This window comes from Photobacterium sp. ABD4_091 (genome assembly GCF_056160145.1).
Map to the genome: position 1 here is coordinate 550,505 of NZ_JBSWWQ010000003.1, position 21,854 is coordinate 572,358.

Here is a 21,854-nt window from a genome sequence, read left to right on the forward strand (position 1 = left end):
GTTTACAGCTTGGCTTTAGCCCATTATTATACGCCGCACTTACGGAGAGATGGCTGAGTGGTTGAAAGCACCGGTCTTGAAAACCGGCATACGTTTGTAGCGTATCTAGGGTTCAAATCCCTATCTCTCCGCCACATTCTAGAAATTGGATGGTTACCATCGAGTTTTATACAGAATTGGAGCGGTAGTTCAGTTGGTTAGAATACCGGCCTGTCACGCCGGGGGTCGCGGGTTCGAGTCCCGTCCGCTCCGCCAACGACATTAGCCTGATGCGAAAGCGTCAGGCTTTTTCGTATTTACCGCTCCCGAAAGTGCTGCGCACTTTTGTCTGCGGAACTAGGCGTCCCCACCGTGTGCCGGACCATCGAGTCCATCCGCTCCGCCACTACACTGAAGGCTCAGTCGAAAGACTGGGCCTTTTTTGTATGCGTTAAACATAGGCGTCAGTCCTGCGGACTGATGAGTCCCGGACGGACGCGTCCTCGGTTGAGCGCCAGCCCGAACTAGGCGTCCCCGCCGCTCCGCCACTACATTGAAGCCAAAACAAAAAAGCCACTTCTGATTGCTCAGAAGTGGCGTCGTATTCTTTTCAACACAATCTTTTAAACAAAAGACTGGAATGCTTCAGGTTGGTAAAACCGTTATGCAGTCTCAGCAACTTTTGCTGGTGCAGGGTTACGGATTAAGTGGTCGAAAGCACCTAGGCTCGCTTTAGCACCTTCGCCCATTGCAATAATGATTTGCTTGTAAGGGACGGTTGTCACGTCACCTGCTGCAAACACACCTTTCAGCGAGGTTGCGCCGTGTGCGTCGATTTCGATTTCGCCGCGTGGTGATAGTGCAACTTGCGTTTCTTTCAACCATTCGCTGTTTGGCATCAGGCCGATTTGAACGAAAATACCGGCAAGCTCGATTTGCTTCAGTTCATCTGTATTACGGTCTTTGTACTCAAGGCCAGTTACACGGTTACCGTCACCCAGCACTTGCGTAGTCTGCGCCATCTTGATGATTTCGATGTTCGGCGTTGCGTTCGCTTTATCAATCAGAACCTGGTCTGCTCGTAGTGTATCTGCAAATTCAAGAACCGTTACATGCTCAACGATACCCGCTAGGTCGATAGCCGCTTCGATGCCAGAGTTACCACCGCCGATCACGGCTGTTTTCTTGCCTTTGAACAATGGACCGTCACAGTGTGGGCAGTAAGCAACACCTTTGTTGCGGTATTCTTGTTCACCCGGAACGTTCATCTCACGCCAGCGTGCACCTGTGCTAGTGATAACAGTACGGGCTTTCAAAACGGCACCGCTTTCTAGCTCGACATGGATGTAACCATCGGCTGTTTCTTCTGCGCCGATGATGTTCGCAGCGCGCTGCTCAGTCATGACTTCAACGCCGTATTCTTTCACGTGCTCTTCTAGGCTAGCGACCAGCTTAGGACCGGTTGTTGCCTTCACCGAAATAAAGTTTTCGATAGCCATGGTGTCCATGACCTGGCCACCAAAGCGCTCAGCGACAACACCGGTACGAATCCCTTTACGCGCTGCGTAGATAGCTGCTGAAGAACCCGCAGGGCCACCACCAACAACAAGTACGTCAAACGGTTCTTGCTTGCTTAGGCTTGCCGCTTTCTTCTCTGCAGCGCCTGAGTCCACTTTGTTCAGGATTTCTGCCAGTGACATACGGCCTTGGCCGAAGAGTTCACCGTTGATGAACACGCTTGGCACTGCCATGATGTCGCGAGACTTTACTTCGTCTTGGAATGCTGCGCCGTCAATCATGGTTGTTTTAATCAGCGGGTTGATAGCTGACATCATGTTGAAGGCTTGTACTACCTCTGGGCAGTTCTGGCACGACAGTGAAATAAAGATTTCTACGTTCAGCGGTTGGCTGAGATCTTTGATTTGCTCAATGGTTTCGGCATCAAGCTTAATTGGGTGGCCGCCGCTATGAAGCAGGGCAAGTACCAGAGAGGTAAACTCGTGGCCCATCGGCAGGCCAGCAAAGCCAATGGCGGTACCTTTTTCTTGGTTCACCACCTGCATGATTGGCTGGCGTGTGCTGGCACTGTCATCGCGTGTGACGTTAATTTTGTTTGTTAGAGACGCGATATCATCTGCCAAAGCCTGAAGCTTGTTAGCGGTTTCGCTGTCATCAAGGCTAAGTACAAGTTGTACATCTGTTTTAAGGTTTTCTAGGTATGCTTTAAGCTGCTGCTTCATTGCTTGATCTAACATAATCGTGCCTATTCTTAAATTCTGTTTTTGGTATTGATCAATACCCAATACCTTCTTGCTTTAAAGGAATATAAAAAGGGGGCGCAAGTCGGCAAACATTCTGTCGGGTGGATTGTCTATTTGGATGCGGACATTGTTTTTAGGGGCGGCACGCCCCAGCCCTTTAGGAGGAAAGCCAAAGCGTGCCTATCAAACTGAACAGTGTCCGCTATTCAGTAGATTTTGGTGTTAGATTTTACCAACTAGGTCTAGAGATGGAGCTAGAGTCTCTTCACCTTCTTTCCATTTAGCTGGGCAAACTTCACCTGGGTTAGCGGCTACGTACTGAGCAGCTTTAACCTTGCGTAGTAGGTCTTCAGCGTCACGGCCAATGCCTTCAGCAGTGATTTCCATCGCCTGGATAACACCTTCTGGGTCGATTAGGAAAGTAGCGCGGTCTGCAAGACCTTGACCTTCACGCATAACGTTGAAGTTGTTAGTGATTGTGCCAGTCTGGTCACCCACCATGAAGTACTCGATAGTACCGATCTTGTCTGAAGTGTCGTGCCACGCTTTGTGAGAGAAGTGCGTGTCAGTTGATACTGAGTAAACTTCTACGCCACGAGACTGAAGCTCTGCGTATTTTTCCTGAAGGTCAACAAGCTCTGTTGGACATACAAAAGTGAAGTCTGCTGGGTAGAAGAAGAATACTGCCCACTTGCCTTTAACGTCTTGCTCTGTGATTTCTACGAACTCGCCGTTTTTGAATGCAGTCGCCTGGAATGGTTTGATTTCTGTATTGATCATGCTTTAACTCTCTTTCTAATTTATCGTGTTTGACGCTGTCCCGCGTCGATGGAGATATATTGCATCGAGGCCGGAAAATAGTGAAATTGGACGTTCCAATTGATTCGATAGGTGAAACCTATTTAAGAAATGAGGCCGTGATAGAAGAAAGCTATTGAAGAGAATTTGCAGAAGCCGCAAGCGATAAGTGTGAAGGTAGGACAGGGGATAATAGCGACTTCTGCCTATCGCATTTAAGTTTGTGACAAATCACCGTCGCTAGTCACCAGCCTTGCCCCTGGCTCGTAGATCCCTTTGGAGTCTTCTGGGTTATACAGTTCGCAATGGCCCAGAGACAAGCAACCACAGTTGATGCAACTCCCCAATTTTGACTGAAGGCTTTTCAGTGCTTGGATCCTCTCTTCTAGCTTCTGATTCCAGTCGCGGGCGAGTTTTTCCCACTCTTCTTGTTTTGGCGCGCGGTTTTTAGGGAGATCGGCGAGAGCTTCTGAGATCTCTTGCAGCGAGAGGCCGATATTCTGGGCTGCTTTGATCACCGCGATCCGGCGTAATATCTGCCTATCGTATTGCCTGCGGTTGGCGTGATCCCGAGAGCTGACGATCAAGCCTTTCTCTTCATAGAAATGCAGGGTAGAAACATTAATGCCAGAACGCTTTGCTACTTGGCCGACGGTCATACTCATCTTAATTACTCCGCCTCATGCTGTGCAGAGGCACTAGGTACGTTGAATTGGTGCTGTCTAATTATTTTTAATTTAGGCATAAAAAACGCTTTACCTCAACCTAACTTGAGGTCTTATCATTCTTTTCTATCACGCTCTCGAGGCATGTTTCTAATCAACATTGAGCTTTGTCTTTAATTTATTTTGCTTTATATCGAGGTAATCAATGAAAGTTTTGGCAATTGGCGCAACAAACAGTACAACATCTATCAATAAACAACTGGCGACATACGCTGCAGGCTTGGCCGAAGGTGCAAAAGTTGAAGTGCTTGATTTAAATGATTTTGATATGCCCATTTACAGTGAGCAGAGAGAAAAGTCTTCTGGCATCCATGAACATGCCACACGGTTTTATAACAAAATTGGTGAGGCCGACGCCGTGGTTATTTCATTTGCTGAATACAACGGGTCTTATACTGCGGCGTTTAAAAATGTGTTTGACTGGGCATCGCGCATTAATATGAAAGTGTATCAAGGAAAGCCAGTCATTATGCTTTCAACCTCACCGGGCCCTGGCGGTGCACAATCTGTATTATCCGCAGCTCTAGGATCGGCGCCGTTTTTTGATGCAGACGTGAAAGGCTCTTTATCTGTCCCGAGTTTCTATGACAATTTCGATGTCGAGAAAGGTGTGCTTACCAATAGCGACTTAAATGCCAGCCTTAAATCCGTGATGGGAAATCTTTAAGCTAATCAATAACAGCAGCAAATCAATAACAGCGCCCCCTCCTGCAATACTGGGGGGCGCTGTTTTATCGGGGGCGCTGCCAGTATCTATCAAGCCGCTTTTCGGGTGGTCTGCATAAAAAAACTGCGGCCGAGTAAACGGGGTAGATCATCTTCTTTTGCCTCAGCCCCGAGGCGCTGCTCTATTCGGTTTTCAAGATCATGCCATGCCTGCTTGGCTTGCTCGGTAGCGATATGGTGCGAGGTATTGCTGAGCAGTAATTGAATCACAGCATTGAACGTCGGCCGGGTCATTGCCTGCTCGAACGATGCGCAGAATGCGTTTCTGCTCGATAAATTCAACTCTTTCAGTGCGGTATTGAAGACTTGGCCATCAAGCGCTGCCAAAAAGTGCTCTTTCTTGCCGAAGTGGTTGAGAATACCGCCGCGTGAAATGCCCGTCATAGCCTGCAAGCGGGTATAAGTCATTTTATCGTAGCCGATCTGCGGGTCTAGCAAACACTGGACGACCGCATCCAAGATATGCTGCCGAGTCTTCAATGCTTCTTCTGGGGTTACTTTTGCCATGGTGTTTCCTGCTTTGTGATAGGGAGCTGTAATGGGCTCATGGCTTAATGGATCAGTATAATGTTTTATTGGTATATTGTACTGTAAAATATCTGGGATGGGCAAGACACACATAAAAGAATGTCAGAGGGAAGGCTATCGCTGCCAGAAAGGGGGCTACGAGCTTGGGGGAGCGGTTATGTTGAAGGAAGCGGCCAGGTTGGTGAAAAATTGGGTATAAAAAAGACGCCAAGTGATTCACTTGGCGTCTATCTAATCAGTTAAAGCTACTCAGTTAAGGCAATACTGCTGATTAGCCTAGTAGTTCTTTAGCAGTGTTTACTACGTTCTCGGTGGTGAAGCCGAACATCTTGAACAGCTCACCTGCTGGTGCAGACTCACCGAAAGATGTCATACCGATGATACGGCCGTCGAAGCCCACGTACTTGTACCAGAAGTCAGCAATACCCGCTTCAACAGCGATACGTGCAGTTACGTCTGATGGCAGAACCGCTTCACGGTATGCTGCATCCTGCTTGTCGAATGCATCGGTAGATGGCATAGATACTACGCGTACCTGTTTGCCCTCTGCTGTTAGCTGTGCAGCCGCTTCTACCGCTAGCTCAACTTCAGAGCCAGTTGCAATAAGGATAAGCTCTGGCTTGCCTTCGCAATCTTTCAGGATGTAAGCACCCTTTGCAATATCAGCAACCTGTGCTTCGCTGCGCTCCTGCTGTGCTAGGTTCTGGCGCGAGAAGATCAGAGACGTTGGGCCGTCTTTGCGCTCGATAGCCAGTTTCCAAGCTACTGCAGACTCAACCTGGTCACATGGACGCCATGTGCTCATGTTTGGTGTGAGGCGCAGAGATGCCATCTGCTCAACCGGCTGGTGAGTCGGGCCATCTTCACCCAGGCCGATAGAATCGTGGGTATAAACCTGGATATTCTGCACTTTCATCAGTGCCGCCATACGCATTGCGTTACGTGCGTATTCCATGAACATGAGGAAAGTCGCACCGTATGGTACGAAACCACCGTGCAGCGCGATACCGTTCATGATTGCAGTCATGCCGAACTCACGTACACCGTAGTGGATGTAGTTGCCCGAGAAGTCGTTGGCTTCTAGCGACTTAGAACCAGACCACATGGTCAGGTTAGAAGGCGCAAGGTCAGCAGAGCCGCCCATGAACTCTGGAAGCATCTGGCCGAACGCTTCTAGTGCGTTCTGAGATGCCTTACGAGAGGCTATGTTGGCTGGGTTAGCTTGCAGATCAGCAATGATTGCGTTTGCTTTCTCTTCCCACTGTGCTGGTAGCTCACCGTTAACACGGCGCTTGAACTCTGCCGCTAGCTCAGGGTGAGCCGCTGCGTAGGCTTCGTACTTCTCGTTCCAAGCTGCTTCTTTGGCTGCGCCGGCTTCTTTCGCGTCCCATTCCGCTGCTACATCGGCAGGAATTTCGAATGGGCCGTGGTTCCAACCTAGGAACTCGCGTGCTGCTGCGATTTCGTCGTGGCCTAGTGGTGCGCCGTGACAGTCGTGAGAGCCAGACTTGTTAGGCGAACCGAAACCGATGATAGTCTTGGTACAGATAAGGGTTGGACGAGGATCCGCTTTAGCCGCTTCGATTGCAGCATTAATAGCGTCTGCATCGTGGCCGTCTACTGCTGGGATTACGTGCCAGCCGTAAGCTTCGAAACGCTTAGGCGTATCATCTGAGAACCAGCCTTCAACGTGGCCGTCGATAGAGATGCCGTTGTCATCCCAGAATGCGATCAGTTTGCCTAGGCCTAGAGTACCGGCTAGAGAACACGCTTCGTGGGAGATACCTTCCATCAGACAGCCGTCGCCCATGAAAGCGTAAGTGTAGTGGTCTACGATGTCGTGGCCGTCACGGTTGAACTGGGCAGCCATCGCTTTTTCAGCCATTGCCATACCTACAGCATTGGTGATGCCCTGGCCTAGTGGACCCGTTGTCGTTTCGATGCCCGGTGCGTAACCATACTCAGGGTGACCCGGTGTTTTTGAGTGCAGCTGACGGAAGTTTTTCAGATCGTCAATTGATAGCTCGTAACCTGTTAGGTGAAGCAGCGAGTAAATCAGCATTGAACCGTGGCCGTTAGACAGCACGAAGCGGTCGCGGTCAGCCCACTCAGGGTTTTGTGGGTTGTGGTTCATGTGGTCGCGCCACAGTACCTCGGCAATATCAGCCATACCCATAGGTGCACCTGGGTGACCAGAGTTTGCCTGCTGTACACCGTCCATGCTCAGGGCACGGATTGCATTTGCCAACACTTTACGTTCCATATTTGTATCCACTATGAATTTGTCTTAATCGAAAAAGGAAGAAAGCGGCAAATGGCCGCTTTCTAAAATTATATCTGTAGGATTACAGACGCTCTGCAATCATGGCTTCTAGTTTGCCCTGATCGATAGCGAAGTTACGGATGCCTTCAGCCAGCTTCTCAACGGCCATTGCATCTTGGTTGTGATCCCACAGGAATTCTGCGTGAGTCATCGCCGCTGGGCGCTCTTTGATGTCAGTCGCAGCAACCAGCTTCTGAACCACTTCGCCTTGTGCATCTTCAAGCTCTTGAAGTAGCTGTGGGCTAATAGTTAGGCGATCACAGCCTGCAAGTTCAAGGATTTCACCTGTGTTACGGAAGCTCGCGCCCATAACAACAGTGTTGTAGCCGTGCTCTTTGTAGTAGTTGTAGATGCTAGTCACAGAGATAACACCTGGATCTTCAGCAGCTTCGAAGTCACGGCCTTCTTTAGCCTTGTACCAGTCCATGATGCGGCCAACGAATGGAGAAATCAGGTAAACACCCGCTTCGGCACAAGCGCGGGCCTGAGCGAATGAGAAGAGTAGCGTCAGGTTGCAGTTGATGCCTTCTTTCTCTAGTACCTCGGCAGCACGGATACCTTCCCAAGTAGAAGCGAGCTTGATCAGGATACGGTCATTTGTAATGCCGGCATCGTTGTACATTTTGATCAGCTGGCGCGCTTTGGCAATGCTGCCTTCGGTGTCGTAAGAAAGACGCGCGTCAACTTCCGTTGAGATACGGCCCGGAACCACATTAAGGATCTCTTTACCGATGCTCACTGCCAGCATGTCACAAGTGTCTTGGATTTGTTGTTCTTTATTGTCACTTTGTGCTTTGGCGTAAGCGATAGATTGCTCGATAAGAGGAGCGTATTCTGCAATTTGAGCCGCTTTCAAGATCAGAGATGGGTTAGTGGTCGCATCTTCAGGCTTGTACTTACTAATAGCTTCAATATCACCAGTATCAGCAACAACAGTTGTTAGCGCGCGCAGTTGTTCCAGTTTAGTACTCATATCTTCCGACCTTATCCTCGTTGGGCTTGTTTCAATGCTAGCTAAAAATCCTGCTGGCAAAGGTATAATTACATTTTCTTAATCTTTCTGTTTCAGGCCAAAAACATGGCTTATGAGCAGATGGATCGCATAAGAACAATTGATGCTTCGATAATTAGCGTTTTGGCATATTTTGTCAATCAAAAAACCGCGCAAAGTGTGCGTTGATCTCAAAATTTTCACTGGAGAGTATATTCGAGTGGATATTCTAATTTGTATTGCGGGTTTTAAGTCGGATTACAATGGTCTATGGAGTGAGCATATGATCTGCATTATGATCATTTGTGTTGGCTGTGAGCGCTATGGATGCAAGGCTGTAAACCTATAGTGCTTTCTTCCCCCACTGCTCGATGAGTTTCTTTTCATAGGCGAAAGGGCGATCTTTGGCAGGACCTATAACACTGCTGAGGTAACCAAGGTTGCTGAGCTTTTCATCGCCTTGATGAATAACGGTGTCACCTTCCATGATTTGATAACTAAAGGTGATACGAGGTGGGGTGACATCGTTTAGCACGCGTAGCTCTTTGCCAAGTTGCGCGCGGAACCGTACCTCACCGGCCAAATCGAGATCGGTGACCTCAATTTTGAGCATTTGCCCTGCACTGAGATTTTGCTCAGCGGTCTTGGCGAAAGCATCCGATAATGTTTTGAGGACTCTTTCCTCGAAGCGGGCCTGACTTTGATCTGCTGCTTTTATATCACGGTATTGGTCGACATTTCGCCAGCTAACGGTTGCCTGATCAAATGTAAATTGCTGATCAGCAAGGGTATGCTGAGAACAAAGAAGCAATAGGATTAAAAGGATCGGTAGTGCGAATCGACTGGACATGTTCAGCGCTCTCCTTAATACGGCCATTCAAAGAATGGCCTTAGATAAAAAGTGTAGCTGTGATTTTATAAATTTGCGCTAAAGCAAAAACTCATCCATATCTTCGACATGCCCTAGCTGGTTCTGTATTTCGTCGATGGTTGCCGCCAATGTTTGATATAAATCGTTAATATCTTCCGCACTTGGCCGCTGCTTGTTCTTCAATTGCTTTTCTACTGCCATAGCTGATTGGTGTACCCGGTTCGCACTGACACTTCCTGCAACCCCTTTGAGTGAATGGCTGACCAGAATAGCCTGGTCGAAATCCTCTTGTTCAATCGCTGTCTTTAGTTTTTCGACATCACGGCCATGTTCGGCGGCAAACATTTGTAGAAACTGAGAGGCCATGGCTTGGTCGTTGTCCATCATGTCCAGCAATGGGGGCAGTTCGATGTAGTGGAAGTTCGCTGGATCTAGCTGGTTACCACCCTGCTCGCTTTGCGCTATTTCAATGGCTGAAGAACTGGCGGGCGAGCAATCCCGGTCAACATGGATACTGTCAAAAGCCGGCGGCTGTTCTTCGGCTGTGGGCTTGCTGCCTTCATTGCGAGGGACATCGTATTGGGCGTGAAGGGCGGCCATGCGGGTAATTTTGTGCTTGAAACGCTGCAGGGCGTCAACCAGTTTACGCTCGTCCAAAGGCTTGGTGATCATACATTCGACACCAGCTTTAAGCATATTGCGCTGGGTTTCGGCAAATACATCGGCAGTACAGGCGAAGATAGGTGTTTCACAAGCGGGTGATGGCAGTTTGCGGATCCGCTGTGTTGCTTCAATGCCATCCATAACCGGCATATGGTTATCCATTAAAATCAGATCAAAAGCCTGGCTTTCCAGCACCTGTAAAGCTTCTGCCCCATTTTCTGCCGTCGATGTAATAAAGCCCCGTTGTTTGAGGAAGCTATCTATAATCAACACGTTTAGGTGGTTGTCCTCAACAATCAGCACCTTGAGATTGGCAAAAGCCTGGCTGTCGAAGTCCGCTTCATTGCTTTCTTCGACGGTGTACTGCCCGGAGGGAAGCACGACACTGACACGGAAAGTCGAGCCTGCACCTTGTTCGCTGGATACGGAAACTTGCCCTTGCATTAGCTGCGCCAGTTGCTTGACGATACTTAGCCCTAATCCTGTGCCACCGTAGCGCCGGCTTGTTGATGCCTCTGCTTGGGCAAACGGGTCGAAAATAGTGTTGATCCTATCTGCCGGGATCCCAATTCCGGTATCGGCGACTTCAATATGCAGATACTGCTCACCGTTTGGTTGCGTGTTGGTTAAAGAAAGGGAAACGGAGACATTGCCCTTTTCGGTAAACTTGAGCGCATTGCTGATCAAGTTGAACAGTATCTGCCGAATCCTCGCCTTATCTGCATAAAACCATTGGCGACGGTCAAAATCACAGTGGATAACAAAATGGATACCTTTCTCTTTTGCCAGTGAGTGGTAGGTACTTTCTATTGCCCCAACCAGATCGGTAAAACAGAAATGGGTGGGGTCAAGTTGCAGCTGGCCCTGCTCTATTTTGGAGAAATCCAAAATGTCGTTAAGCAGGGTCATCATGTGCTTACCGGATTCAAGCAGGGTACGTAAATGTTGTTCTTGCTCTTGGTTGAGATCGGTTTTGAGCAGTAGCTGGGACAATCCGAGCATGCCGTTCATCGGGGTACGGATTTCATGGGAGAGGTTAGCCAGGAAAGCCGACTTAGCCCTGTCTGCGGATTCTGCTTTGCGCAGAGCCTGGTTAAGGCGCTGGGTGTCGTAGGCTATCTTGTCAGCCCCTTGGTTTAGCGCATCATGCAGCACATTTAGCTCATGGGGGCCTTTGAAATTGTTGCTGCGGCTGTAGTTGCCGAGTTTGAACTGGGCGGCAAACCGGGTCAACGCGGCGATAGGGGCAGTGATGTGCCGGGTAAGCATGAGCGATAATACGACTACAATGCCCGCAGTAAGCAACAGCGCTAGCATGAAATATTGCTGTAGGTAGTCGATGACCGCGGTAACAGTATGCTCAGGCGAGATGGATGCCAGGTACCAGTTGCCCTGTCCAGCCAATTGGACAGTGAGTGGGGCGACGGTGGTGACCATTGCCTGCCCTTGCCGGTTAGTAAAGCGGCGGAGGTCACTAGGGTTGTTAGTTTCTGCTCCGTACTGCGCTAAATGATCCTGCTGGTTGAAGTAGGCTTGAAAGTCATCAAATATCGCCAGCTGCTGGCCTTGGTGGCGCCCGGACAAGATGACTTGCGCCTCGTCGTTGATCAGCATGATGTAGTCACTGTCGCTGATCCGCTCCCCTAGGAAGGTCAGCTGTGCGTTGAGCTCGTTGAGCTCGTACCTGATCACCAAGAATGTTTCGTGGGTATCATTGATATGGTGCTGATGGGTGACTGTGCTGATGATATACAGGTACGCAAGATCGTTATGAGACTGCGGCGGGGACATGAGCAGCCGGATATCCCCGCTGGTTAAGCTCGCGAGTTGCTCAATGATGTTGGTGAAGCCTGCCTGCTCGAGCGTAATAGCTAAATCGGAATTCTGGCGTTGGGCTGAGCTGGCGACAACCGTGAATCTTTGCTGGTGGGTTTCGATTAGGTCAATTTGGCTGAAACTCGGGTCAACCTCTGTCAGCTCTTTTAGGTAGTTGCTAATGAAGGTGAGTTGCCCCTCGGAGTGCTCAATGCCATGCTCCTGTACTGGCAGGTCGAAAACCGGTGAGCTGGCCAGCTTGCGGATGCTCAACAGGCGCTGGTCAAGGATGTCATCAAGGTTATGGGCTGCCAATTCTGTCCGGCTGCTTAAGCCCTTGGCTATCTGTTCTGTCGCCACTGTCGTTAGCTTGTCGCTACTGAGCCAGCTGTATATAAAAGCCGGTACAATGCCGATAAACAGCATGCTCCCGAGTAAAATCGGCTTAATTCTGTTGGGTATCATCCGTGAACATCCATTTCGTTGCAGTAGGCGCTTGAAAGGTGTGACGCCTTTAAGACATTAGTAACTAGGAGTGTGATATATGTTCCACGAACTTATCAACCGCAATGTGAAAAGGAAGGGGAGAAATTGGATCTCCCCATCATTATTGGCTTGGAAGGTATGATTCTGCAGAACAGAAGCGAGAAACCCGATTAGCTAAGCAGCTGCTCTAGGGTCAGCGGGTTGGCAACCAACCCCATTCGCTGCGCAGGGGTCACGCCGTCTTTGTCTTGGTGGCATAAGTTGTGCCAGGCACGGTAGATGTCGAGTAATGGCAGCAGACCCCCAGGGCGCAGCTTACGCCGTGGTTCGTTGATAAACTGGCTGAACTGGTCTTGGAAGCGTTGCTGGTAGCGGGTGATTTCCTTATGGGTGGCAATTTCAAGCCACTTCCCTTCATTATCCTTCTGCCCGCCTAAATGGCAGATCCCTTTACTGATGTCATCATGGCGCGTGAAGGCCCAGCGGTCTCGCCACCAACCCATGAGCACGATATCGATACGGCCAGCGGCTTGGCCATGCTGCCACTGAGGATCTGATTCTACATAGATCGGATGTATGGTCTTGTCTTTGATGCGATCGCAGAAGATAGATATGCAGGCAGAGCGGAGCAAGGTTTCTTGCGGCATATAAATCGCCAGCTCTTCATTGTGCGCGAGCATCTGTTGCAGGTGCATATAGTGGGCATAAACCGTGTATTGCGGTCTGATCAGGCAGCCTTTGGACGGGTAATTCAATCGAGGCTTGCTTGATAAAGGGTCTTCGAAGTTCGGCCTCGCCATGATTTCCCGGTAGACGGCATCGATATGGGCAAGCAAGCCTTGGGGCTGCAATGATGGCGCTTCGACAAGCCGGACTGGAGGCGCGGCCATAAACCGGGCACCATTGGTATACGGGTCATGCCATTCGCTGCGTTCTTCATGTTCGTCAGGCTGGTAGTTGATATCTTGAGCCAGGACATAACCGGACTCGGCCTCACAACTCGCCACCCACAATACGCCGTTTTCGCTATTGGGTTGTAAATTGCTGATATCGGAAGCCAGTGCGAGGGTCGGAGCATGCTTGACCAGGCGGGCATCGAACATGGCAAGTTGCCGGCGGCAGCGACTGGCAATATGTGATAGCTGGTCGTAAAACGACTTCGGGTTCATGCTCAGGCGACGGCAGATATCCCTTACGGGATAGCCTGTAAACAGCATCGCCAATAGCTTTTGCTGTATTTGGTTCTTGCCGTTGAATCCCGACCAGCGGTCGACAAAAGTTGCTTGGCAGCATTTGCAGCGATAGCGCTGGCGATCGCCGCTGAAGCCAAAGGCGTGATATAGGTGGCGATGGGTCAGCACAGGTCGCCCGAGGTTTTCACACTCAGGGTTGCTGCACGCTGGCATCCCGCTGCTCTGCTGCTGTTTTAATCGTAGGGCTTCTTCCACAACATCATGGTTATTGATGATAGGCGGGAAAGCGCCACATTCTTTGCAAACCAGCATCGGCTTGGTTGGGTTGTTCCGCTGGAGAACGTAATTATGGGTGTCTGTTGAACCGAAATTATTGCAACTGACGGTTTTGCAATGATTGAGTTGATGGCCGTTACAAGACTGCGGAAGTAACGAAGCGTGGTTGTCGATGCGGCGTGTATTCATCATGTCAGCCTAACCTTATCCATGGGCTTAAGCAACAAGCGCGTTATGTGTAATTGCTGGTAGGGGGAGCCCTTTAGAGGGGTGGTACAGAGCAGGTTTCCCTGCTCTGTACCATTAGTGTCTACAACGGGCTTTTGACTTATTATCTGCGCCGGCCTTCAATAAGAGGGCCATTCAAATTGTGTAAGACGCCACATTTTACAAAATTTTGAGCTGCGTGATAGCAAGGCAAAACGATGCTGTAGAGACTAATAATTCTCGCTCTCTGTCATACCGATACCATCTAAACAAATGGTATTGGTATGAATGCATACCGAGGTGGAGCATGAAGGCGTGGCCGATGAATCGGGGTTACACCGGCCACAGGTAGGTTCGTTACAGCTTGATAGCTGTTTCCAGAGCAACATTCATCATTTGCGCGAATGATTTCTGGCGATCTTCTGAGCTTAGTTTTTCACCACGCTTGATGTGGTCAGAAACTGTCAGGATAGTCAGTGCTTTTGCACCCAGCTCAGCAGCAACACCGTAGATACCTGCTGCTTCCATATCTACGCCTAGCATGCCTAGCTTTTCCATTTTATCGAACAGGTCAGCTTCTGGGCTGTAGAACAAATCAGCAGAGAAAACATTACCAACTCGTACAGGAACATTCTGGGCGCGCGCTTCGTTTACAGCTGTCTCTAGCAGGCCGAAGTCAGCGATTGCAGCGAAGTCGTGGTTGTTGAAGCGAATACGGTTGACTTTCGAGTCTGTTGACGCGCCCATACCGATGATGACATCCATCAGTTTAACGTCGTCATGTACCGCACCACAGCTACCTACGCGGATAATGTTCTTCACACCGAACTCTTTGATCAGCTCGTGAACGTAGATAGAGCATGATGGAATACCCATACCATGGCCCATTACAGAGACACGCTGGCCTTTGTAAGTGCCGGTGTAACCGAACATGTTACGAACGTCACAAACAAGTTGAACGTCTTCTAGGTAATTTTCAGCAATAAATTTTGCACGCAGCGGATCGCCTGGCATCAGGACTGTTTCTGCAAAATCACCAAGTTCAGCATTGATATGTGGGGTAGCCATAATTCACTCCAGGTATGTTGTTTGTACGTTATATTGTCGCTGTATCGTTTAGTAAAAATGTGTGTTTAAGAGAAAAAACGTTCAACGATGCTTTGGTAGGCAACGCCGCCAAGGTAAACACCGACGATTCCCATAATGCCAGGTAGTACCGGTGGCGCTGGCAGTGGAAGTTTGATGGCCGAGAAAAATAGACCAACGATTAATCCTGCAAAAGTCGCGAGCAGAATCTCACTCATGTGTTTACCCTCATATTCATTGTGTATGACGACGCTGGATGGCAGCTCTGTTTGGCGCCTTAGATTGCGTTGTCGTTTTGATGGATAAAGTGTAAGCAAGGGGGTCTTTGGATCTCGCGATCCTGATCACACTTTACTGAGCTGTTCATCAAAAAAACATTCTTGATTACTATATCTGTTGAAAGAGTGAGGGGTATCGTTTGCGTAAATTGCTGGTAAAAGATATAAAAAACAAAAGAAATTATTGTTTAAAATATTGATTTATTGCGATTTTTATGGTGATTTGAACTTGTCCATCCGAGATGCAAAGACACTGAAACCGTATGAGTAAAAATGTGACTTTGTAATGGATTTCATTGCGGCGAGAAACTTAGATGGGCTCACAATCACTCATTTTTAATGGTGTGCTGTGCTGACTTATTGGCGTTTTTTACTCTATTAATGATGAGTCTTATGGTTTATCAACCTCTGAGGTTGCGGTGGAGGGACGGCGATAGATAGTCTTGCCTTGCTTTATAGTCTCGATAATTTCGATATCCCGAATCAAACCAGGTGCAATTGACATCGGATTATCAGAGAGGATGATTGCGTCGGCCAGTTTACCAGGCACCAATTCTCCTTTAGCGTCTTCTTCGAAAAACTGAAATGCAGCTTGTTCGCTCATGGCTTCCAATGCTTGCAGTGGTGACAGCCTTAAACCACTGCCCATGATCTCTTCATCTTCGGTCACCCGGTTGACTGAAGACCAGAGCGTGAAAATGGTATCGGGAGGCGTCGGGCCAGGAAAACAAATACTGCTAGCAGGTAAGTCGTCCTCTAAAGCCTGCTTAATTGGACTCTGCCCATTTGCCCGGCTAAGGCCGAGTTTTTCAATATCATCTTCACCTTCTTGATAAATATTGCTGGTGTCAAAGCAGGCGACCAATCCCAGTTTGGCATATTGTTGCAGTTGGTTGTTGCGCATGAACCGGGACATGACTACGACATGGCGTTGATCTTGCCCAGCATTAAGTTTGAGGTCATAGCCTGCTTGGATGATCGCATCAATAGCGGCATCGCCCATCGCATGGATAAATAGCTGGAGCTCATTTTCGACCACAAGTTGAAAGGTGTTTTGGAAAGCACTAAACGGCACCTGCGGTTCACTACGCCAATTTGATTCTGGTAAAGCAGGGTTGTCTTGATAGGGGTAGGCCATCCAGGCGGAGTAATCGCTAGCTTTACCGTCAAGGGCAAGATAAAAGCCAGGTACTTTGAGTCGGTTGCTATATTGACCAAAGTTGATTTGATCACTGTCTACTATGGCTTCCATCTCGCTGACATTGGGGATCGCAATAATATCCAACACCAGCTTATTGGCGTTGGCATGGCTCTGCAAGGTAGATAGCGCCTCTTGATTAATTCCAACATCAGCCAGTGTCGTGATGCCTTGGCTGGCAAATAGGGTTTGTACTTGTTCTATATCGCCTGTGTCCGTGAGCAGTTGGGAGAAGTGGCTATTACCGGCAAAGAAGCCAGGGACCATTGTTTTGCCGTTCAAATCTATGATTTCGGTGAGATCCCCTTGGTGGCGCATGACACCAATACGTGTTCCGATAGCTTGCACCCTGCCGTTCTTAAATGAGATTGCGGTGACTTTTTCTGAGTGATTGTCGAGCGTGAGGATATTGCCGTTGAAATAGATGGTATCGGCATCTGGAGTATCGTCGGTACTGTCGCAAGCCGTCATTATGAGTGCGCTAATAAAGAACAGGAGAGGCTTTAGAGCTGATTTTAAACTGATGGGCATAGTTGGGGTGAACCTCCGATGAGACAGGGCAAAATCAAAACCAGCATTTTGAGTATAGGCATGGTTGAGCCGCTGCACGGAAAACAACAATAGAATTGGTAATTTGCTGCTAACCGCACTACCCATATTAATGAGGCGGTTAGATTTTATTCAAAGGACAGAAGCATGAAAAAAAATGGGTTAGTGGCGACATTGTTATTTTGTGCAGCGCCAGCTTCGGCGGATTTATTGGGGTTTTCTGTTGGCGCGACAGTCGGTGGTGCACGGGTGGAATATAGGGGCAATGATGATACCGGGGTAGAGTACGGGATTAATGGTGCTTACCATATCAATGATATTTTTAGCATCAACGCTGGTGTGGTACAGGGAAGTGCCGATGTTGATGCGCCAAACCAAATCGCCAAAAATGAAATTGACTATACGTCGTTCCCGTTAACGTTAAGGGCGGATTTGCCACTGGTGATCGGCAGTGTGTACGGCAAGCTCGGGACTAACTATTACGACTATGATGTTGATCAGTCGGGGCAGCCAAGGCAGAGTGATGATGGCTGGGGTTTTGCCGGCGGTGCCGGGGTCGTCTTCACCATGTTGCCATTTATCGATTTGTCATTGAATTATGAGTACCGGGATATGGGCGATGTGACCAATAACTCTATCTTGTTCGGGATCAGTGCTGGTCTTTAATTTTGCCCTTTTCGTTTCCGGAAGGATACCCTCCACATTGGTCTATAGCTGGTTGGCTAATGTGGTGGGAGTTAAAGAATAAGTTGTAATCTCAGCATATCTTTGTGCTGGATGCCGTGTTCAAAGATGGGTTCATCGTAATTGTCCAAGAAGAAATCTTTGTCGATGCCAACTACCCGAAACCCTTCACGTTGGTAGAACGCTAACTGATAACCAAATGTCCCGGTTCCCAAGATGAGTTCTTTGGCGTGTTGCTTTTTGGATTCCGCAATAACGAATTGCAATAACTGGCGGCCGATACCTTGTGCTTGGTGGTTTGGGTCTACAGCGATGTTCATTAGCTCTAACGTGGTCGCTGTTCGGGGTTGCAATACACAGACCCCGATGGTTTTCTCTTCGAATAAGGCCGTATAAATATCGCTACCACTGAGGTATGCCAGTACTTGCTTTTCGCTGGGATCGGCTTCTAGCAGCAAGGCCATTGGTGCGGAATCGGTGGGTGTTTTCTGAAAAGTCAGTGACGGCATAATCGGTGAGTAATCAATAAATTTTGTTTGATACTAACGCATTGTGATGTTTTTTACCTCTTTTTTAAAACAAGATTCTGATCACCAATATGAATGCAGTTTAATTGTAAAATGAGGTTAGTCAGATAGCCGCCCGGAGGTGACCAATGAGCAACCATGAACATTACCAATCGACTGTTGAGCAGGTATACCGGGCTGTTATGCGAAAAGTCGCCAAACCTTGGCATATTGAGTACCTCCCCTCGGTTGATGACAACCAGCAGGCGTTGAAGCTGGTCTCCCCGAAAGGCACAATTTGCCAACGCTTAACGGTGCCTATGGTTTCTGCCGAGAGTTGTTGGCCTAACCAGAGCGATGTTAGCCAGCAAATCACAGAGTTTGTTGTTCGGGGGGCTGCCCGCCTTGCCCCGCTGCGCCAAAGTGCCTTTAGAAATAACTTCCCGTATTGGCTGGAAACGTGCCTGCAGCAGTTGCATACCTTGTGCGATGCCAAAGACAAGCTGCTAGATATTGTCAGCAATGCTCGCTTCCCATTCCCTAGCCAGGTAAACATTGAAGGCAATTACCTTCCTTGCTGGGTATGGAGTGAAGATAAAGGGTATATGGCAGTATCAGTTGTCGATCGCCGTACCGGGCGTTTTTCCGGTGTACGCCATGTTGAGTCGCAGCAATTGATTGACCAGGAACGTTGGCTCGGTGCCCAGGTTATTGATTCTGTAGAAGAGTCAATTGATACCATTGAGCATTATGTCAACGAGCTGATCCAGTCACAAAAGAAAACAGACTTTAACGAGCCCTCGCTGGCCGATGCAATAAATAACCCCTGTGCGGCGACATTGAGCCCTGTCGCCAGTGTCGCCCTGACGATGGTAGTGGTCGCTGGTTTCTTTATTACTTTTAAGTGGTTGCTCGGCTTTTAAGCGACGCGGCCCCATTACCTGAACAGCCTGTGGTTTCCCTTGATGCTCATCGGGGAATCGACGGGCTTTTTTGTTCATCCTGCCGCAAGAGTGCCTTGGGAATCACTGGGGTTTGGGATAAAATCGCCATCAAAATGATCGGGGTAGGATTAATACCATGCATAATTTGACATTGCTTTCAGAATCAGAGAAAAACCGGGTGGAATTGGATAAGCAAGCAGCCTATTCCGTTTGGCAGGTAAAGAACGGCAAGAAAGGTTACGAGGTCTTTGCTGAAGTTGCCAATAACATCGGTGATGACGACGAGCGTGAGTTCTTCGAGCAGGCGGTGTCTAAATACAAGATCAAAATGGGTGTCGCTTAAGCGTTAGCCGTATAGGGCTGATAGCAAACGTTTGCTGGATTTGGCATTTTTATCTATTCAGATCATGATTATAAGGCGCGGTACGCGCCTTTTTTGATTCAGTTTGATATGTTAGCGCACTGGTATGTATTTGGCGCTAATATATTGCTTTTTGGCATGATGTTGCCCTGAAGAATGTGTAGTCGAGCTTGGGTAAGCCCATGCTAGGGCAGAAGGAAGAGATAATGAGCACAAGCAAGAAGGTTCTTGTTGTTGATGATGATCAGGAAATTCGTGAGCTGTTGGACGAATTCCTCACCAAAGCGGGGTTTACCGTTATTACCGCTGCTGAAGGGGAGGAAATGAAACGTTGGCTGGCGATGGGTACGCCTGATTTGATCTTGCTGGATGTGATGATGCCGGGTGATGACGGTTTTACCCTGTGCCAATACATACGTAAAACTTCTGATGTGCCGATTATTATGCTGACTGCTGTATCGGATGAAATGGATCAGATCATTGGCCTTGAGCTGGGAGCCGATGACTATATTGCCAAGCCATTCAGCCCACGCCAGCTGATGGCGCGTATCAAGGCTCTGCTGCGCCGGGTAAAACCAACCGAAGCCCAGCAAATGCCGTCGGCACCGAAGGCTATCCGGTTTGCAAATTGGCGTTTGGATACGGCGGCACAGCGCCTGTACGATTTGGACAAAGAAAAAGACTATGAGCTTAGCGGCAGTGATTTTGCCCTGCTGATGCTGTTTTTGACCCGCCCCAACGAGGTGCTGGATCGCGACACTATTTCATTTGCTACCCGTGGTCGTGAGGCAACCCCATCTGCGCGCAGTATTGATGTTCAGCTGAGCCGTTTGCGCCAGCGTCTGGGAGACAAGGGAACCCAGCAGCGCCTTATCAAAACAATCCGCGGTAACGGCTATTCGTTCAATGCTGAGGTAACTTACGAGGAATAACTTCCCTCGTACAGCAGGTGGTTTATCTATGAATATAAGAAAGTGGTGGCCCAAATCTCTGCTGGCCCGCACACTGTGGTTTACCCTCCTGGCCGTATTTCTTGCCCAGGTCATTGCAACAAGTATTTGGTATGGGCAGTCAAAGCAACGTGATTTGGAAGGCTTGCAGTCGGCTTCTGCCAGTATGGCTAATATGTTTGCCTCGACAGTGACCTTCTTCCAATCCTTACCATTGGAATACCGCCATATTGTGCTCGACCAGCTGCGCAATATGGGGGGCACCCGCTTCTTTGTCTCTTTCAACCAAGAAGAGATTTTGATTGACCCTATTGCTGACTCCTTGATGAAGCGAACCGCGGTCGGGGCCTTTGAAGAAGTCCTCAGTGAAAAACTGCCACGGCTGGATGTGATCAGGGTTGAGTTTTCACGCCCTGAAACATTGCACGTACTGAAAAATGATATCTTGCTCAGCGATCTGCCTCGCTCCTGGGCGCACTATACCCTCAGCCTTGAGCCGTTCAACCCGCCGATTTTGGTGGTGCAGCTGGAGCTGGCTGAAAACGAGTGGCTGTATATCGCGGCACTGCTGCCGGCACCTTATGTCACCCTGGAAGATGAGATCATTACCGGTCAGCAGCTGGTATTCATGGTGTTCATGACCGCATTGTTGCTGGTATTTACTTTCTTGATGATCCGTCGCCAGACCAAACCGTTGAAACGCTTGGCTTATGCTGCCAATGCCATGAGCTTTGATATTTACCAGCCGCCCCTGAAAGAAGAAGGGGCGACAGAGTTGGTAACGGCGACCCGGGCATTTAACCGGATGCAGTCGCGGGTACAGCGCTATATTGATGATCGCGAGCATTTGTTTTCATCCATTTCCCATGACCTGAAAACACCAATCACTCGCTTGCGGCTCCGCGCTGAGCTGATCGATGATGATGCCAAGGTGGAGAAATTCAACCGTGATCTCGATGAGCTTGAGATGATGGTCAAAGGGGCTTTGCAGACAGTAAAAGATACCGATTTGCATGAGAACTTGGCTCAAGTTGATTTGAAAGAGCTGCTATTTAGCATCGCTGAGCGGCATAACCAGCATCACGTCAAGGTGGCAATCCCGCCAACGAAGATTGCCCCTTTGATGGGGAAGCCTTTGGCGCTCAAGCGTTGCTTTAGCAACTTGATTGATAACGGTGTGAAATACGGCGATGAAGTGAGGTTGATCATCGTGGATGAGAAAGACTCGCTGATTTTGATCATTAAAGACAAAGGCCCGGGTATCCCCAAAGATAAGCTCGAAGCGGTGTTCGAGCCTTATGTACGGGTAGCGATGGATGACGAAGGCCATGGCCTGGGGTTGGGTATCGCCCGAAATATTATCCATGCCCATGGTGGAGATATGGCTATTCATAATGCGGTAGATGGCGGTTTGGAAGTCAAAGTGTATATTCCCCGCCTGTTGAAAGAAGATTGA

General features: G+C 48.9%; 19 protein-coding genes and 2 tRNA genes. 8 read left to right on the forward strand and 13 right to left on the reverse strand.

Annotation, left to right across the window (positions count from 1 at the left end; translation table 11 throughout):
• Positions 1-43 precede the first annotated feature (43 nt).
• A tRNA-Ser gene (locus tag ACXAGQ_RS23915) sits at positions 44-134 on the forward strand.
• 44 nt (positions 135-178) lie between these two features.
• Positions 179-255, forward strand: a tRNA-Asp gene (locus ACXAGQ_RS23920).
• A gap of 386 nt (positions 256-641) precedes the next feature.
• On the opposite strand, the gene ahpF is transcribed toward ACXAGQ_RS23920, so the two are convergent.
• From ahpF to soxR, 3 genes are all read right to left on the reverse strand, one after another.
• Complete coding sequence (gene ahpF / locus ACXAGQ_RS23925) at positions 642-2,234, reverse strand: alkyl hydroperoxide reductase subunit F (RefSeq protein WP_475257319.1); 1,593 nt, start codon at positions 2,232-2,234, stop codon at positions 642-644.
• 228 nt (positions 2,235-2,462) lie between these two features.
• Positions 2,463-3,020: an alkyl hydroperoxide reductase subunit C gene (gene ahpC, locus ACXAGQ_RS23930; RefSeq protein ID WP_317522350.1), complete on the reverse strand. Its 558-nt coding sequence runs from the start codon at positions 3,018-3,020 to the stop codon at positions 2,463-2,465.
• A 233-nt stretch (positions 3,021-3,253) separates the two neighbouring features.
• Entirely contained in the window at positions 3,254-3,703 is a 450-nt protein-coding gene (soxR, locus tag ACXAGQ_RS23935; protein ID WP_475257320.1) for a redox-sensitive transcriptional activator SoxR, read from the reverse strand.
• A gap of 205 nt (positions 3,704-3,908) precedes the next feature.
• On the opposite strand from soxR, the gene ACXAGQ_RS23940 reads away from it, so the two are divergent.
• The gene (locus ACXAGQ_RS23940) at positions 3,909-4,430 is read left to right on the forward strand and encodes an NADPH-dependent FMN reductase (RefSeq protein WP_475257321.1); all 522 of its coding nucleotides are present in this window, start codon (positions 3,909-3,911) and stop codon (positions 4,428-4,430) included.
• An 89-nt stretch (positions 4,431-4,519) separates the two neighbouring features.
• On the opposite strand, the gene ACXAGQ_RS23945 is transcribed toward ACXAGQ_RS23940, so the two are convergent.
• The 9 genes from ACXAGQ_RS23945 to ACXAGQ_RS23985 form a co-directional block, all read right to left on the reverse strand.
• Positions 4,520-4,996 (reverse strand): TetR/AcrR family transcriptional regulator, encoded by a 477-nt coding sequence (locus tag ACXAGQ_RS23945; RefSeq protein WP_475257322.1) that lies wholly within the window; start codon positions 4,994-4,996, stop codon positions 4,520-4,522.
• 292 nt (positions 4,997-5,288) lie between these two features.
• Positions 5,289-7,280 carry a transketolase gene (tkt, locus tag ACXAGQ_RS23950; protein WP_475257323.1) on the reverse strand — a complete coding sequence of 664 codons (1,992 nt, stop codon included), beginning with the start codon at positions 7,278-7,280 and terminating at the stop codon, positions 5,289-5,291.
• An 82-nt stretch (positions 7,281-7,362) separates the two neighbouring features.
• A complete protein-coding gene (gene tal, locus ACXAGQ_RS23955; RefSeq protein ID WP_475257324.1) occupies positions 7,363-8,313 on the reverse strand; it encodes a transaldolase in 951 nt (316 codons plus the stop codon).
• A 361-nt stretch (positions 8,314-8,674) separates the two neighbouring features.
• A complete protein-coding gene (locus tag ACXAGQ_RS23960; RefSeq protein ID WP_475257325.1) occupies positions 8,675-9,181 on the reverse strand; it encodes a DUF3016 domain-containing protein in 507 nt (168 codons plus the stop codon).
• A 78-nt stretch (positions 9,182-9,259) separates the two neighbouring features.
• Positions 9,260-12,145 carry a hybrid sensor histidine kinase/response regulator gene (locus ACXAGQ_RS23965; RefSeq protein ID WP_475257327.1) on the reverse strand — a complete coding sequence of 962 codons (2,886 nt, stop codon included), beginning with the start codon at positions 12,143-12,145 and terminating at the stop codon, positions 9,260-9,262.
• Positions 12,146-12,336: 191 nt separating this feature from the next.
• Complete coding sequence (locus ACXAGQ_RS23970; protein WP_475257328.1) at positions 12,337-13,827, reverse strand: transposase; 1,491 nt, start codon at positions 13,825-13,827, stop codon at positions 12,337-12,339.
• 372 nt (positions 13,828-14,199) lie between these two features.
• Positions 14,200-14,910, reverse strand: coding sequence for a purine-nucleoside phosphorylase (deoD, locus tag ACXAGQ_RS23975; protein ID WP_317522342.1), 711 nt, complete (start codon positions 14,908-14,910; stop codon positions 14,200-14,202).
• Positions 14,911-14,975: 65 nt separating this feature from the next.
• Positions 14,976-15,146 (reverse strand): XapX domain-containing protein, encoded by a 171-nt coding sequence (locus ACXAGQ_RS23980; protein WP_107300564.1) that lies wholly within the window; start codon positions 15,144-15,146, stop codon positions 14,976-14,978.
• Positions 15,147-15,597: 451 nt separating this feature from the next.
• Positions 15,598-17,061, reverse strand: coding sequence for an amidohydrolase family protein (locus ACXAGQ_RS23985; RefSeq protein ID WP_475257329.1), 1,464 nt, complete (start codon positions 17,059-17,061; stop codon positions 15,598-15,600).
• 39 nt (positions 17,062-17,100) lie between these two features.
• On the opposite strand from ACXAGQ_RS23985, the gene ACXAGQ_RS23990 reads away from it, so the two are divergent.
• A complete protein-coding gene (locus ACXAGQ_RS23990; protein ID WP_475257330.1) occupies positions 17,101-17,619 on the forward strand; it encodes a porin family protein in 519 nt (172 codons plus the stop codon).
• A gap of 71 nt (positions 17,620-17,690) precedes the next feature.
• Here the strand turns inward: ACXAGQ_RS23990 and ACXAGQ_RS23995 are convergent, their stop codons facing one another.
• Complete coding sequence (locus ACXAGQ_RS23995; protein WP_475257331.1) at positions 17,691-18,146, reverse strand: GNAT family N-acetyltransferase; 456 nt, start codon at positions 18,144-18,146, stop codon at positions 17,691-17,693.
• Between the two features lie 146 nt (positions 18,147-18,292).
• Between ACXAGQ_RS23995 and ACXAGQ_RS24000 the strand changes: the two genes are divergently transcribed.
• From ACXAGQ_RS24000 to ACXAGQ_RS24015, 4 genes are all read left to right on the forward strand, one after another.
• On the forward strand, positions 18,293-19,066 hold the full coding sequence (locus ACXAGQ_RS24000) for a hypothetical protein (RefSeq protein ID WP_475257332.1): 774 nt from the start codon (positions 18,293-18,295) through the stop codon (positions 19,064-19,066).
• Between the two features lie 157 nt (positions 19,067-19,223).
• Positions 19,224-19,430, forward strand: coding sequence for a DUF3283 family protein (locus ACXAGQ_RS24005; RefSeq protein WP_475257334.1), 207 nt, complete (start codon positions 19,224-19,226; stop codon positions 19,428-19,430).
• A gap of 224 nt (positions 19,431-19,654) precedes the next feature.
• Positions 19,655-20,380 carry a response regulator gene (locus tag ACXAGQ_RS24010; RefSeq protein WP_475257335.1) on the forward strand — a complete coding sequence of 242 codons (726 nt, stop codon included), beginning with the start codon at positions 19,655-19,657 and terminating at the stop codon, positions 20,378-20,380.
• Between the two features lie 28 nt (positions 20,381-20,408).
• A complete protein-coding gene (locus ACXAGQ_RS24015; RefSeq protein ID WP_475257337.1) occupies positions 20,409-21,854 on the forward strand; it encodes an ATP-binding protein in 1,446 nt (481 codons plus the stop codon).

Bases quoted from the DNA above. Each gene is read 5' to 3' on its own strand.
- ACXAGQ_RS24015 (WP_475257337.1), top strand. From the start codon at position 20,409: ATGAATATAAGAAAGTGGTGGCCCAAATCTCTGCTGGCCCGCACACTG.
- ahpC (WP_317522350.1), bottom strand. From the start codon at position 3,020: ATGATCAATACAGAAATCAAACCATTCCAGGCGACTGCATTCAAAAAC.
- ACXAGQ_RS23945 (WP_475257322.1), bottom strand. From the start codon at position 4,996: ATGGCAAAAGTAACCCCAGAAGAAGCATTGAAGACTCGGCAGCATATC.
- ACXAGQ_RS23985 (WP_475257329.1), bottom strand. From the start codon at position 17,061: ATGGGTAGTGCGGTTAGCAGCAAATTACCAATTCTATTGTTGTTTTCC.
- ahpF (WP_475257319.1), bottom strand. From the start codon at position 2,234: ATGTTAGATCAAGCAATGAAGCAGCAGCTTAAAGCATACCTAGAAAAC.
- ACXAGQ_RS23965 (WP_475257327.1), bottom strand. From the start codon at position 12,145: ATGATACCCAACAGAATTAAGCCGATTTTACTCGGGAGCATGCTGTTT.
- ACXAGQ_RS24010 (WP_475257335.1), top strand. From the start codon at position 19,655: ATGAGCACAAGCAAGAAGGTTCTTGTTGTTGATGATGATCAGGAAATT.
- deoD (WP_317522342.1), bottom strand. From the start codon at position 14,910: ATGGCTACCCCACATATCAATGCTGAACTTGGTGATTTTGCAGAAACA.
- ACXAGQ_RS23970 (WP_475257328.1), bottom strand. From the start codon at position 13,827: ATGATGAATACACGCCGCATCGACAACCACGCTTCGTTACTTCCGCAG.
- ACXAGQ_RS24000 (WP_475257332.1), top strand. From the start codon at position 18,293: ATGAGCAACCATGAACATTACCAATCGACTGTTGAGCAGGTATACCGG.
- soxR (WP_475257320.1), bottom strand. From the start codon at position 3,703: ATGAGTATGACCGTCGGCCAAGTAGCAAAGCGTTCTGGCATTAATGTT.
- ACXAGQ_RS24005 (WP_475257334.1), top strand. From the start codon at position 19,224: ATGCATAATTTGACATTGCTTTCAGAATCAGAGAAAAACCGGGTGGAA.
- ACXAGQ_RS23940 (WP_475257321.1), top strand. From the start codon at position 3,909: ATGAAAGTTTTGGCAATTGGCGCAACAAACAGTACAACATCTATCAAT.
- ACXAGQ_RS23995 (WP_475257331.1), bottom strand. From the start codon at position 18,146: ATGCCGTCACTGACTTTTCAGAAAACACCCACCGATTCCGCACCAATG.
- tkt (WP_475257323.1), bottom strand. From the start codon at position 7,280: ATGGAACGTAAAGTGTTGGCAAATGCAATCCGTGCCCTGAGCATGGAC.
- ACXAGQ_RS23980 (WP_107300564.1), bottom strand. From the start codon at position 15,146: ATGAGTGAGATTCTGCTCGCGACTTTTGCAGGATTAATCGTTGGTCTA.
- ACXAGQ_RS23990 (WP_475257330.1), top strand. From the start codon at position 17,101: ATGAAAAAAAATGGGTTAGTGGCGACATTGTTATTTTGTGCAGCGCCA.
- tal (WP_475257324.1), bottom strand. From the start codon at position 8,313: ATGAGTACTAAACTGGAACAACTGCGCGCGCTAACAACTGTTGTTGCT.
- ACXAGQ_RS23960 (WP_475257325.1), bottom strand. From the start codon at position 9,181: ATGTCCAGTCGATTCGCACTACCGATCCTTTTAATCCTATTGCTTCTT.